The following is a 13,782-nucleotide window of genomic DNA, read 5'->3' as shown; positions in this document are numbered from 1 at the left end:
GACCAGCAGGGCCCGGTGCTGGCCGTGCAGCCGCAAAAGGCCATCGGCATGAGCCCCGAAAGCGCCAAACGCCTGGCCGCCGCGCTGGTGCAGACCATCCAGCAGTATGAAGCCCAGTACGGCGAAATCGCCCTGTACTAAGGCTCACGGAAACGCCCGGGATACAAAAGGCCGGAGAGGATAAAACCTCTTCGGCCTTTGTTGCGTCATCACGACCGTTCCGCCTTGCCGGGCAGCACCACCTGTTCCGTCTTCGGTACAACCGCTCCAGGAACAGACAGGCTAAAAATAATCCTTCACGGCCGCGCGGAATTGCTCGAGAAAGAGCTGCTTGAAATAGCTGACGTTGTTCTGCTCATAAAAAAGGATCATCGCTTTTTTGTATTCGACTTCATCCACACTTCTGTAGGATAGCGGACAGTAATCTGCCGCAACCAGCAAGGCGTTGCCAAGGATGCGTGACGTGCGCTTGTTGCCGTCTTCGAACGGCTGGATGTAGGAGATCATCAAAATGGCGAGCAGAGCCTTTTCCACGGCGTGCCGCGTCCTGTTGATCATATCTGACAACTTCTCAAGAGCATCACGTATTTGGAATTTGTTATCCAAAGGACGGTAGTTCGTCCCGACGATACCGACCATGCCGGAGCGTATTCCGGGAGCGACGTGCAGTCCTTCCGTCAGGAGGCTGTGGATCTCTTCCATCTTGCGGACGGTGATCTCTCTGTAGTACTCCGGCGCGGACAGGACATATTCCAGCGCCTGTTTGTGGTTGAGCAGCATGCGCGACTCTTCCACCGTCTTTCCGGCCGCGGTCACGTTGTCCCTGAGCAGCCGTTCCGTATCAAGAAGCGTATAGGTATTGCCTTCGATCCTTGAGGACTTCCATGCAAGCTCCACGGTGAGCCGTTCGTACTCCTTTCGCAAAAGGCCTGGAGATAACGTGGCTTTTTTCTGGCGGAACACGGCATTCAGGGCGTCCAGTCCGGCGATCTCGTCCTGCGTCAAAAGATGCTGCAATTCGTCGAACAGATCGAAATTGAAGTATTCGCTGCGCACAGAACGTTCGTCCGCGTCTTTTGAAAAATACGCGGCGACATCTACAGGCATGGTCTGTGCCGAATTCCGGCTGCGCGCATAGCGCACGCCCTTGCCGGTGCCGGATCTTTCCACCAGCCCGAGACCGGACAGGGCATGCAGCTCCCGTACCAGCGTCGTTTTTGAACAGGCGCTCCCCATCTGTTCCAGATAGCGCCCGATATCCTCCCGCCGTACGCCGTCCTGATGACGCAGGCAGGCCAGGATCGCATCCCGCCGTTTCGTTGTCATGGCCATCCTCCGTTTGCGACTCATCGTCATGCCGTTTGCGATTCATCGTCATGCCGTTTGCGTACCACTTCAGGAACGCGAACACAAACAGCGGCTCTGAACCGCCCCCGGCATACCGGTCAATCTTTCCGCATGGAAAGCATCGCCGCGCACACCGGTCACCCCGAATATTTCAGTACAGCCACGGTCATCACCGCCAATCCAGCCACCCTCACCTGCGACATCCTGAAGACGAAGGGCGGCATGCTCTACGGCGTGCCCATCCTCAACACCACGGGCGGCCTGCAGAGCAATGACGCCTCCTGGGCAAGCAACCTGCGCGGTGCCGTGGTCTTCTATACCTATCTCGACGGCCAGCCCTACATCATGGGCACCATCCCCGTGGCGGCAAAGCCGGGCGTGCCCACATCGACCAGCAGCACGTCCACGGACTCAGGGGGCGACAACAAGCTCACCTACGGCGCGACACGCCGCGACTCCTACACCTGCGGCCGCCCGGCCTCCTACATGCCCGGAGACAAAGTCTTCTCCACCGACGGCGGCGCGGAGCTCGCCCTGCTGTCCGAAGGCGGCATCGTCCTCAAAGCCTCCCCCATGAGCCAGATCATCATGGGCGCCCTTATGGACTTCGTGAAGATCGTCGCCCGTGAGCTGACCATCAGCACGGACTTCGGCGACATCAGCTTTTCCCACGGCAGTTCCGGCCGCACGGGCATGTCCATCGTAGGCGGCGCCAAATACGGCGACGAGGCACAGCCCGGCAGCGGGACGCCCACGACCCATTTTTACCTCGGCGATACCCCGGATGCCCCGGATTCCCGCTTCGGCGTGCGCGTCAACAGCGTGGACGGCGGAGACTACGGCGCCATCGTCATGGGCACTGACGGCAAGCTCGTCCTGGCCACCTCGCGGGACGCCCTGCTTTCGGTGGGCAAGGACAACGAAGTCCGCGTCATGGGCGATGATTACTACCAGGTGGACGGCAAGCGCTCCGTCGAAGTGGGCGGCGACGAGACGCGGGCCATTTTCGGCAAGCTCGATTTCACTGTCGGCAACAGGGAGAACCACTCCGTCGGCTCCGATCTCGACCTTCAGGTGGGGGGCGCCCTGCGCGTCGGCGCGGAAAGCATCACGCTCGTGTCCCGGTCGAACAGCGTGGGACCGGTGGACGTTACCTGCTCGTCCCTCAATATCAGGAAGGCATAGCCTCATGGCGACTCCCACGGCGAAAAACGGCAAATGCCCTGAAGGATACACGCATGTCTTCGGCCCCCTGTGCGTGGAGAAGACGACGCTCGACAAGGTCAGTGACACGCTCCCCGACATACCGGACGTGGACTTCACCTCCCCGGACTGCGAGATGGCCCTCGGCGCCCTGCAGCAAGTCCACAAGGCCGTGGAAAAGCTGATCCAGCTCCCAAAGCGCATCATGTCCATGGCAAAGAAGCTCCTTGACTATCCCTTCGACAAGGCCCGGGAGCTCATGGACGGCGCCTTGAAAGCCTTCGACGACGTTTCCGAAGCCATTGACGCTTTCCTGGACGGCCCCCAAAGCGCCGTTGCCGACCTCAAGCGGGCTTTGGAAAAGGCACTGGATTGCCCGTACATAGCGCGTACCGAACTCGGACAGCTCATCGAGGAAGTGCTGGATATGCTGGATGCCGGCAAAAAGGTCGATGCCCTTGTCAACCGGCTGAAAAACGCCCTGAGCTCCAAGGCCAATTCCGCCCTCGACGCTCTGGAGGAAACGCCCGCCGAAGCGCTCAGCAACGCGTCGAAACTCTTCAACGACGCCCTGGACCGCCTTGGGGTCAAGGACTGGCTGGACAAGCTGGAAGAGCTCGAACGCTGCGTGGAGGCCGCCTGCGCCATGTACGACGTGGCCAAACGTCTTCCCGGGACCAGCGCGAAACAGCTTTGGGAATCACTGAACGGCGCCGTCGACGAGGCCGGGAATCGTCTGGAGGCGGCCGTGGCCCGTCCGGTAGGCGCGGCCCAGGAGACAGCCATGAAGGTCGCGGAAGATTTCAAGCTGGCCAAAGCGAAGGTCACGACAACGACATAGTGAAGACACATAAGGAGCACGGCATGCCACAGCCTGTTTGCTGCGTTGGCGACCGTTTTGAGGGCTTTTGCCGGGTCTGCGACCATACGGTGCAGGGGACCATGATGACAGGTGAGTTCCCGCGTATTGAGGACAGGAACGTCTGCGTCACGGGCAGCCTTGGGCGCGGGGACTGCGGTCATAGCTGCACGTCCGTGGGGCGATCACAAGTTCTGTTTATCGAAGGCAAGCCCGTCGTCCGCGTCGGTGACCCCGTCACCGGTGAGATAGAGGGCCGGCTTGTCACCGGCTCGGATTTCGTTTTTTCAGACTGAGCATAAGGAGAGAGATCATGGATATTCGCCAAGCATCGCGAGGTCTTCACGGCACGGAAGCACGCGGCACCATCCCCCCAGCGGCCATCGCCGAGGAAAAAACGCCCCGGCCCGTACCTGAAGTGGACGGAGACGCCACCCTCAAAAGCCCGCTGGAGGAGTTCGGCCCGGAGTCCGTCATCAAAAGCTACCGGGACTTTCTCCACGCGCGGGACATCTCCGATGACGACATCCGTGACGTCCTGGAATACCTGATCACGTCCGGGAACGTTTCCTGGAAGTTCGAGCTGTTCGACCGTATCCCGGCGGAGTTCCGCATCCGCCCCTCCTGGGTCGACGACTACATCCTGGAGACCATCGACAGGGAGACCGCCGGTGACGAACGCCTGTCCATGATGCGTTACAACAACCTGGTGGCCGTCTGCAACCTGGCGGCGTCCCTGGTCTCCTTCAAGGACGAGACATACCGCGTCGAGACGAAAGAGGACTTCGACAGGGCCCGGAAGCGCGTCCAGGACATGCCGTACATCATCCAGAACGCCCTGGTGAACAAGCTGGCGGTGTTCGACAGGACCATCGCCGTGGCCACGTCCGACTGGGCCATCAAAAATTTTATGCGACCCCGGAAGGAAAAGTAAGGGCTGAGGTCCTCAGGCATTCCGGGGTGCAGTATGACAGGCGCAGCGTGGAGTTCCGCCTGCTGCGCGAGCATGTCACAGCCACACAGGCGTACAGGCACGGGCTGGGCCAGTGGTTCGGCGGGCGCATGCTCGATGTCTTCCTCCTCCTGTCCGTATCGTCCGGCCTGCGGGACGGGGCCCGGGACGACTACCTGAAGAACATGCGCGAGTACCTGGACGCCGTGTCCGCCCTCGTCTCTCCCTTCAACAAACAGGATGCCGGCCTCCCCCAACGCCGGGACATGCCTGGACGCAGGCAGGCGACCGATGAAGACAGAACCCGGTATCTCGGCCTTATGGCGGCCGGCATGCACAGCGCCGGGAAACAGGGCTTCACCTCGCTGAAGGAATTGCGGCAGGCCATGGACGCCCTGAAGGAAACCATCAACCACATCAGCAGCGCCACGGCAGGTGACAGCAAGTGATCACGCAGGAACAAGCACCTATCTTCACGAATTACGGCCCTCTCGCCACCCAGTACCTGACCGGCGGCCAAATGGGCTACATGCCGCAGGCGCAGTATCTTACTCCTGCCGAGTACGGCGCTTTCCGTACGCTGCCGGGGCCAACGCCGACCGGCTACCAGAACCAGATGCCCGGCCTGCTCCAGTCATGGATGATCCGCAACTACGGCGCGCCCTTCGGCCTGCCCAAGTACACGTTCAACACCTACAACCCGGCTGTGAACCAGCAGCAGTACATGAGCAACATCCGGCGCCATTCCGGTGACCAGATGCTGGCTCTCGGCGGCACGGTACTGGATTTTGGCGTGTCGTCGCTGGCCTTCGGCGCTCTGGGGGGTATCCCCGGCGCCCTCGCCGGTCTGGCCATGCCCAGTCTTGCCGAGCCCGTCGTCGACCGTGTCCGCGACCTGCGTGCGATCCAGAACCTTACCATGCCCAGGATCACCAGCGGACGCGACGTGAACCTCGCCACCGGCATGGGCTTCAACGCGGCATCCGCGCGAAGCATCGACAGCTTCACCCGTGCGAGCGCGGCCGGCGACGTCCTGTTCAAGGAAGGCGACTACCGGCGCATGCTCCAGCTCGGCGTCGAGAACGGCATGTTCGACTACGCGGGCAGTGCCGCCCAGTACAAGGACATCATCAAGAAGCTGCGCGATACCATGACGACGGTCATGGAGGTCGCCGGTTCGACGGACTTCAAGGACTTGATGAAGGAGTTCAAGCGCCTTCAGACCATGGGCGCGGACATCTCGCAGTTCCGGGACATCATGCGCAAGGAGAACATGTTCTCCCGCATGGCCGGCATGAGCCACAGTGACATGGTGAACACCTACGGGCAGCAGGGGGCCTTCCTGTTCTCGTCCATGGGCCTGAACAACTACCAGGGCTCCATCCAGGCCATGGGCAACGCGGCCATGATCACCCAGGCGCAACGCATGGGTCTTATCAACCCGGCCATGGTGGCCCGGCACGGAGGCGTGTCGGGCATGGTCCAGACCATGACGCAGCAGGATGCCGTGGCCCAGACGAAGATACAGGATCTGCTCCTGTCATATCTGGCGAACGATTCCATGACCGGGCTCGACAGGAACGTCAGTCCCATGGACATCCTCAACAGCAAAAATCCCATGAATCTCCTGGTGTCCCGCTCCGGCCGCCTGAACCATCTGGACTCCATGATGGCTTTCCAGCGCAACAAACCCGACCTCTGGGGCGAAGCCGTGGACAAATACGGCGGCGACGTACTGGGCGGCATCATGGCACATGCCGTAGGCAAGCAGGTGGGCAGGTCGGGCATGGCCGCCACGGAATTCGGCTATCGAATGGAAGGCTACTCACCCGAGATCGCCCGCATCAAGGCGCAGCAGCTCCACAGCGACGACTTCCGGGAGCAGGTGGCACGCGAAGCGCACCTTGCCCGGCAAAAGCGCCGTGAGGAAGAGGACCTTGCCGCCACCCCCTTCCGCCGCCTCGCCCGCGACTTCGACAAGACGCTCACCAAATTCAGTGAGGCCACCTTTGGCCGTATCGCGGGTGCCTACGCCGGGTATGTCGAGCGTAACGATGCTTTGGCCAATGGCTACATCCCGGACATCAATGGCGTAAACAGCGATGTGGGGCCTACCTCGTCCGCCCTTGCCGACGAGAAGACGCTCAGAAAGGCCGCGAAGGCCGCGCAGGGAATGTCTCTGTCCAGGGATGAATCCATATGGACGACCGGGGCTCTGGACCCTGACGAATGGGAACGACGTAATCCTGTCATGCTTTCCGAGGAGACAAGCGGCGAAGGGATGAAAAAAGTCAGCTTCCGGGTAAAAGGCGGGCAGGTCTCTGGGCGTGCGAAGAAAAACAAGAAAACGAGGGTCTGGCACGGCTACGCCGATACCGGAGGCTCGTCGTTCGGCTCCCACCAGTTCACGACGCAAAACCTGATCAGTTTTCTTAACAAACCGGAAAACAGGGACCTGCTCGAAGCTTTCCGGGCTGAGGGCATCGACCTTGCGAAAGACAGCGCTGATGTCGACGTGCTGGAGCGTGCCCGTAAAAAGCTTGGAGACAAGCGTTTGCGGAAAATCACCGGTAGTACCGAGAGCGAGGTCAACAAAAAAATAGAAGCCGCCGGTTTGGGGCTGACAGCTGCGGAAACTGAAAAACTCGGTCTGCTGCAGGGCGCCTGGGACAACGTCCTGAAGTCCGGCAAGAAAGACAGGCTGCGGCAGGCGTATTATGAGGAAGCGCGTGAACAATATACACACAGCCTTTACAGGAAGGCTGGCGGAAAGGAATCCTGGAGCCAGATCCTCGGCTTGATGCTCAAGGACGAGGGTTTCCGGCGCGTCCTGACGGACCAGGCCAATAACCGTGGTCCCGGAGGATGGAACAGGAAATACCAAAAATATACGGGCGCCGAGGCTGATTACCGTGTCCTTGCCAAAAATGTTTCCGTGGAGGAAGCCCGCAAGCTCCTGTCCTCGACGGAAGGCAAAAAGCAGCTCCTCGACCGCCTCTATGCGGCCGTTCGCAACAACCTGTCGCCTTCCAACGGCGCCTACGGACGTTACGAAGCCAACAGCAGGCAGACGCTGGCCTACAAGGCCGCGTTCGACATGCTCGACGGCAAGGCTCCGACCACAAGCCAGGCCGCCGTGAACAACAACCTCGACGAAGACATCAAGCGCCTTACAAGCGAGCTGTCCGCGGCCCAGTTCGCTCTGGACCCCCAGGGGGTGGACGGGACGGTCTACGATGCCATGAGCATGAATGCCTACTTCGGCTCGAATGTCCTCAGCCGGAAGCTGTCCGGAGGCTCCCTCAAGGATGATGCCGAACTGCTCTCGAAAAAGCTCGGGATGGATATCGGCCAGGACGCGCTCGATACCGCCTTGCGTGATACGAACGCCTTCGATGTCGACTACCGAGCCCTGAACGCCCCCGTGAGCCGCCGGAAAGAGGCCCGTAAAGCCCTGGACCGGCTCATCGCGCAGCAGCGTCCGGATCTGAATGAAAAGGCCCGTGGTGAGCTTGTAGACGCGCTTTCAGGGGATATGGAAGTCCAGGGCCTGCTGGCGACCGCATCCGTGCGAAGGGGCGACCTGGGCAAAGACGATGACGTGAGTCGCAGGCTCATCGACTGGAAGAGGGCGGAAGAGGACGCCGTAAAACTGCGCAGCAGGAAGCTGAACGAATTCTACGCCGGACGGTCTGAAAAAGCGTGGGAGGATTACTCGGGCAAAGCCCTGCGCGGTCTCGGCAAGGATGACCTGGCTACCGTGCAGGCAGCCATGTCCGCCGATCCCCGTTATGGCCAGCTTGTGTCCCTGCGTGCGCTCACCAAGTTCTACAACTCTTCGGCCAACGAAAAAGAGCGCGGGAACATCCGCACGGAGATCGACCGCATCGCCGGGCTCTACGGCATGGACGGTCAGGCGGTCGGACGCATGCTTCGCGACGGCACGTTGCGGGCGGACGAGATACGGAGCTTCTCCGCGGACCAGAAAACACTTGATGCCCTTGGCGACGTCGGCGCACGGCTCTGGGAAGAGAACAAGGTGTCCTCACGGCTGTTCATGACCCGTAACCGGGACGCGATGGGCGGAGCGGCAGGGAGCGTCGCGCTGGGGATACTCGCGCCCAACGTGGCACGCCGCTCTGCCGGCCTGAATGAGCTCGCGAAGAAGAACCGCTTCAACTCCGCGCAGGATGCCCTGTCGAATTTCGAGGAGTTCCAGCGTCGTGTCGCCATGTTCGGCACACCGGCCGACAAGGCCCTTGTCGCCCGAATGGCCGAGGAGAGGAAGCGTACCGGCTCCATCGATCCCGGCAAATACGGGGCCGATGCCTACACGGCAGGCGCCACCACGACGTTCGATGAGGCGTCGGCATCCGCCCAGACCGATCCCGGCATGGCGCAGGCCAACGCGCTTCGCGAGATACAGAAGCAGCAGGCGGACTACTTCGCGGGCCATAAAGCCGGAACCGCGTCCGGCACCATGACAGACACCATGCAGGGCCTTACAGGTACGCTCAACACTCTTAACGAGACGCTGAAAGGCGATCTTGTCACCACGTTGAACGGCGTCAGGCAGACGCTGGCCGGCCTGCAGAAAAAGCTGTAGGAGGCGCCCGATGGCTTTTGATATTCAGAGATCTTTCGATATCCAGGGATTCTACGACGAGGTCTACGGCTACAATACAGACGGACGCGACACTCCGGTGGATACGGTCTCCGTCTTCGATGCGGGGTACATCTCCTCGAGCAAGGCGGCGTCCCTCACCAAGGCCAGGACGGGGTATTTCGCGCTGGGCACCGGCGGTTCAGGAGGGCTGTCTGCTTCTGGAGGGCTGTCTGCTTCTGGAGGGCTGTCCGCTTCTGGAGGGCTGTCCGCTTCTGGAGGGCTGTTTAGCCCGGAAAGCGGGGGACCGGCGGCGAACTTCTGGCAGATCATCATCACAAGCATCACGGAAGGACACTCGGAGAAATCCCTTGTCCACAATACCCTGTCGGAGAACGTGTCCGTCTTCGCCGCCGGTGCCCTGCCGGTGCAGATCAACATTACGGGCAAGTTGCTCCGGACAGCGTCCAACGATCACCATTTCGAGTTCCTGCGGCGCTACGTCGATGAACTGCGCGCCAGAAAGCTGGACCTGGAGGAGCGCACCTGCACCTTCGTCAGCAAGGACACGACCTTCAGGATCATCATCGAAGCCCTCGTCCTCGAATCATCCGTGGAGAACGAGAGCTACGTCGATATCAGCATCCAGGGGCATGCCTATGGCTACAGGATGACGGGCAGCCGTGACCCCCTGAAGCTCGGCTATTACGGTACGGAGCCGTCGGTGGCGACGTCGGCTGCCGGGAAAGGTGAGCAGGATGTTCAACAAAAGGAAGACGGTCCCGAAGCCCTGCGGTCGTCCTCCGACCCGGAAACGAGTCTGAAACCTGTCGGGAGCGGTGCGCCGGCGTCCTCCAAACCTCGCGAAAATATTGCGGTCTAGCCATATGCCAGCAGAAGAACTTTCCACATCGATCGGGACATCGACCACAGACGCCTTTGACTGGCGCAAGCCGACCACTCCGGAAGACACGCTTTCGGCGCTCGATTCGCTGTACAGTCCGGACGATTTCACAGGCCGTGCGGCTTTTTACGAATCGGCGACGGCCACGTCCCCCCTCGACATCGATCTCCTCGTCCAGAGCGTCCAGTTCAATCTTGAAGAGCACCTGCAGCTTTCCCACTATGTCGGGGACATCTTCGGGGCGATATGTTTCGGCAAGAAACCGCTCCACATGACGGTCAGCTGCGTCCTCGTGGATGGCCCGGAGAATTACGGAAAGCAATACCTCGTTGACTGCTACAAAAACAGGCTGCGCCTTTCCGCCGTGGCCAGGACGGGCAATGTTCCCGTCCTGCGATGTCTGGACTCCGTTTACACCGGTCCGGTAACGGGCATGCAGCTGAGTGAGAGCGGAGCACAGGAAGACGTTCTTATCGTCACGTTCACCATGCTTGTCCTGTCACTCAATGTGTCCCACAACGGCAGCCTCGTGACGTTCGACTATCTGCACGGCACGGATGGCGTAGCTGACAGCGTATCGAGCAGCGCCACTGATGGCGGCGAGACGTCGAAGGCGGACGACGAAGTCCGGTTGCTGATGGTGTGATGGCTGAAACTGGTCCGGCAAATCAGTCGCCACCGCTTGACTGACCGGCAGCGCTCACGTCCCGGAGTACACGAATCTCCTCTTCGGGAAACAAGGTGAAGTCTCCGATGTACTCTGTCTCGGCACCTGTATTGTATTCGTCGCTAATGGTTATTTTCGTACACTCTCTTCCTCCGCGCAATTCAGGGAACGGAGTATTGTGTACAAGCTGCCGGGCATCTGAGATCCGGTCAGCATACACACTGAATTCTTCAATCTTTATAGTGTGCACCTTGACAAAATATTTTTCTTTACCGCCGCTTCGATAGGCCAAACCGTACTCCTGTGTCTTCTGTCAAACAGGTTTGTGTAAATATTGCGCAGTATTTTGTAGCACGAGCAGTTTTGGTACCACTCCAGCCTGCTGACTGTCTGATGGCTAAAAAATCGCCGCAACATCGCGGCGCCTTTTTGCAATATTTAGGCGAAAAAACGGGGCCGAAGATTTTAACCTGCCAACATTTCAAAATCCGGAATCCAGAAGAGGCATTCGCCGATGGCCGATCTCGATCAGACACCGCAAAACGGTACATTGTCCGCGGAGAACGCAAACATAAACCTTCTCCAGTGCCGGGTCTACATCGCCGGCATATTGCTGCCGACGATCTCGGTGAACATCCGCTGTGTCTTCAATGAACCTCCCACAGCGGAGATCGCCCTCCCGGCGTACCCGGAACTCTTCTCCCTTGGGGAGGCGGACCGCGTGCCCGTGCACGTTTTCGTGCAGGAGACCATGGTGGAGTCGCCGCACTTCATCCTGCTTTTCGAGGGATTCATCGAATCCAAGGTCTACATGAACAGCCCTCTCGAGCGCAGTGTCACCATCAACGCCATCTCGTACTTCGACATCCTCGGCGACTGCAAGGTGCGCTTCATGACGCAGCTCGACGACATGTTCCTCATGTCCGGTGCCGGCAACCAGGAACAGGCCGCCTACGTTGCCACGTCGGACATCACCTTCCCGCACTGCCTGTTCCGCTACGGGCTCAATCCCCTGGACAATGGCCTGCCCATCAAATACCCGTCGCAGTACCTGGAAAACATCTACGCCTTCATGCAGATGGCCGGGCAGACGGACCCGAAAACGGGCGAGGAGTACCACCCCCCGCTCGGGCAGCTCCACGCGTCGAAGCTGTCACAGTATTTCCGCGACCAGGCGGAAGCGCTCAGGCTGCTCGACCGTTTCGAATACCTCCCCTACTTCGACAAAGCCGGGAATGACGGGACCGCCTGGAAGATCGCCGGGCTGCCGGAAACGGACGATATGGCTACAGCTTTCCCGATGATCTATGGCATGCAAACGTTCCATGCCATGGAATTGCTGGTGCGTGGCGCCGTGAACGCTTCCGAGGAGCAGACGCTGCGCGAGCTGCTGACCTTCCTTGTGGACGAGATGGAATATGAATACCTCTACATCGCCAATCCGGCCTACCACGCGGCCATTCCCGCCGACGCGGGCTCCGGCACCGGGGAGAAAAACGGTGCGGAGCAGGCCCAAACCGGTATGAAAAACGGTGCGGAGCAGGCCCAAACCGGTATGGAGAAAGACACCGGCACGCAAGAAAAGGACATCCCGGCCAGGCTGGTGTCGTCCTGCATGAAACCGCTGCTGACGGATTCCCTTCCGCCACAGTGCAACGTCCTGCACCGTACCCTGGTGACGAGCATCCAGACCAGCCAGAAGTACAAAGGCTCCCCTACCCGCATCCAGATCCGCAACCTGTTCGGCCCCCTCGCCCAGCTGGTCAGCGGGAATACCAGCAGCAAGCTCGCCCAGACCGGCCTGCTGGATTTCTACCCTTCCGAGACATACCAGAACTTCGAGGTTCCGGACGCTCTGCTGAAAAACGGCATCCGGGCCCTGAGCAACGAGCTCCTGAAGGTCGAGGAATTCACGGGGCCGTGGGTAAGACAGGTCGGTACCCCGCGCTGGTTCCACTACATCCCCTTCATGAACAGCGGGGTACAGGACAACACCGGTTCGACACTGGCGACGGAGAAGATCTTCAAGGAGCGCTTCTGCCGGCGGCAGCTGCTCAACCTCAAGTACGCCCCGCGACAGCTCACGGCGACCTGCCAGTTCGCTCCTTACGTCACACCCGGGTTCCCCGGTGTCGTCTTCGACAACAACGATACCCACTTCGCCTTCGCCGGGCACGTCCTGGCTGTCGAGCACAGCATCTCCGGCACCGAGGTCAGGACGAGCATCAGCATGAACTTCGCCAGGCTGCTCAAGGAAGCCGCGACGATCCCCATCAACCACCCGCTGACGGCGGTGGACAACATCACGCAGTCCCAAAGCCGGATGACGGAGATCTACCAGACCATCCTCGGTACGCCGGGCGCTCCGGGAGTGCCTGGTGCCGATGCCGTGTCCTACGAAACCCTTCTCTCGGAACTGACGTCACCGGACACCTCCACGGCATCGCCCCACAGCAACCCGCGTGAAGCCTACAGGTACATGCGAAGGAACATCGTCACTTTCGAAGACTACTGCGCATTCATGGGTTTCACGGCGACGTACGGGAACGGTCCGGAGGGCCCGCAGACACCTCTTCAGTTGAATGGCGATTTCCTTGAAAAAAGACGTCCTCTGAAGATCTTCAGGACTGTCACGGGAAAGGAAACTGGAAAGGAAACTGGAAAGGAAGAGGAAAAGAGAGAAAAAAGCGGGAACGGTATGGAGGACGGTTCTTCCAACATGCCGGAAAAAGAGCAGGTAGGTTCTTTTGAGGAAGGTTCGAATGATTCCGGTACAGGCTCCATGATTGATTCCCGTATTGGACCCATAAACGGAACAGCTAATGACACAGCTTCCGGTACTGCTGACGGAACACAGGGAACAGGTGAAAAGGGGGCCGCGGACAAGATCATGGACAAGATCATGGAGAAAGCCCGGGACAAAGGCCGGGAAGGCACCAAAAAGGATGGAGCACAGACACTTGATGCCGGTGAGGCTATTACCGAGGTGGAATCCGATGTGCGTTCCCTGCTGCTTCAGATACAGGCGAAGGAGTTCGCGATGATGGTTTATGAGTAGTGCCGATCCTCGCGTGCAAACAGGCGTGCCCGGTCAAGCTGCAGTTACCTAGCGCGCTGTAAAGCCTCGCCCTTCAGGGCGGGGATATAAGGCGCGCTGGGTAAAACCATGTGGTTGAACTATATTATTCAGTGTACCTGAACCGCCTTCCCACCTGTATCCCCCCAACCTCCGCGGACAATCTTTCCG

12 protein-coding genes are annotated in these 13,782 nt (G+C 59.9%); 10 read left to right on the top strand and 2 right to left on the bottom strand.

Annotated elements, in window-relative coordinates:
• Positions 1-15: 15 nt before the first annotated feature.
• Positions 16-141, top strand: coding sequence for a DUF3467 domain-containing protein (locus tag ACQRCJ_RS02225; RefSeq protein ID WP_427799283.1), 126 nt, complete (start codon positions 16-18; stop codon positions 139-141).
• A gap of 141 nt (positions 142-282) precedes the next feature.
• Here ACQRCJ_RS02225 and ACQRCJ_RS02220 read toward each other — a convergent pair whose 3' ends face one another.
• Positions 283-1,236 carry a Fic family protein gene (locus ACQRCJ_RS02220; protein WP_427799281.1) on the bottom strand — a complete coding sequence of 318 codons (954 nt, stop codon included), beginning with the start codon at positions 1,234-1,236 and terminating at the stop codon, positions 283-285.
• A 222-nt stretch (positions 1,237-1,458) separates the two neighbouring features.
• Here ACQRCJ_RS02220 and ACQRCJ_RS02215 point away from each other — a divergent pair, with 222 nt between their 5' ends.
• From ACQRCJ_RS02215 to ACQRCJ_RS02180, 8 genes are read left to right on the top strand one after another with little or no spacing between them, the layout of a single operon-like run.
• On the top strand, positions 1,459-2,532 hold the full coding sequence (locus ACQRCJ_RS02215) for a bacteriophage T4 gp5 trimerisation domain-containing protein (protein ID WP_427799280.1): 1,074 nt from the start codon (positions 1,459-1,461) through the stop codon (positions 2,530-2,532).
• Between the two features lie 4 nt (positions 2,533-2,536).
• Positions 2,537-3,391 carry a hypothetical protein gene (locus ACQRCJ_RS02210; RefSeq protein ID WP_168936372.1) on the top strand — a complete coding sequence of 285 codons (855 nt, stop codon included), beginning with the start codon at positions 2,537-2,539 and terminating at the stop codon, positions 3,389-3,391.
• A 23-nt stretch (positions 3,392-3,414) separates the two neighbouring features.
• Positions 3,415-3,705: a hypothetical protein gene (locus ACQRCJ_RS02205; protein WP_168936371.1), complete on the top strand. Its 291-nt coding sequence runs from the start codon at positions 3,415-3,417 to the stop codon at positions 3,703-3,705.
• 17 nt (positions 3,706-3,722) lie between these two features.
• Positions 3,723-4,343, top strand: a complete 621-nt coding sequence (locus ACQRCJ_RS02200) for a hypothetical protein (RefSeq protein WP_168936370.1) — start codon at positions 3,723-3,725, stop codon at positions 4,341-4,343.
• A 26-nt stretch (positions 4,344-4,369) separates the two neighbouring features.
• A complete protein-coding gene (locus tag ACQRCJ_RS02195) occupies positions 4,370-4,810 on the top strand; it encodes a hypothetical protein (RefSeq protein ID WP_427799279.1) in 441 nt (146 codons plus the stop codon).
• Complete coding sequence (locus ACQRCJ_RS02190; RefSeq protein ID WP_427799278.1) at positions 4,807-8,967, top strand: hypothetical protein; 4,161 nt, start codon at positions 4,807-4,809, stop codon at positions 8,965-8,967. Before ACQRCJ_RS02195 ends, ACQRCJ_RS02190 begins: the two co-directional genes overlap by 4 nt.
• 10 nt (positions 8,968-8,977) lie before the next feature.
• Complete coding sequence (locus ACQRCJ_RS02185) at positions 8,978-9,847, top strand: hypothetical protein (RefSeq protein WP_427799277.1); 870 nt, start codon at positions 8,978-8,980, stop codon at positions 9,845-9,847.
• A gap of 4 nt (positions 9,848-9,851) precedes the next feature.
• Complete coding sequence (locus ACQRCJ_RS02180; RefSeq protein ID WP_427799276.1) at positions 9,852-10,514, top strand: hypothetical protein; 663 nt, start codon at positions 9,852-9,854, stop codon at positions 10,512-10,514.
• Between the two features lie 22 nt (positions 10,515-10,536).
• Here ACQRCJ_RS02180 and ACQRCJ_RS02175 read toward each other — a convergent pair whose 3' ends face one another.
• Positions 10,537-10,827: a hypothetical protein gene (locus ACQRCJ_RS02175; RefSeq protein WP_427799275.1), complete on the bottom strand. Its 291-nt coding sequence runs from the start codon at positions 10,825-10,827 to the stop codon at positions 10,537-10,539.
• Positions 10,828-11,049: 222 nt separating this feature from the next.
• On the opposite strand from ACQRCJ_RS02175, the gene ACQRCJ_RS02170 reads away from it, so the two are divergent.
• On the top strand, positions 11,050-13,593 hold the full coding sequence (locus ACQRCJ_RS02170) for a hypothetical protein (RefSeq protein ID WP_427799274.1): 2,544 nt from the start codon (positions 11,050-11,052) through the stop codon (positions 13,591-13,593).
• Positions 13,594-13,782: the final 189 nt, after the last annotated feature.

It is taken from the genome of Desulfovibrio sp. SGI.102 (assembly GCF_050314315.1).
Taxonomy (GTDB): domain Bacteria; phylum Desulfobacterota; class Desulfovibrionia; order Desulfovibrionales; family Desulfovibrionaceae; genus Desulfovibrio.
Note: the sequence above shows the minus strand (reverse complement) of the source record. Positions and strands in the feature narration are given on the sequence as shown.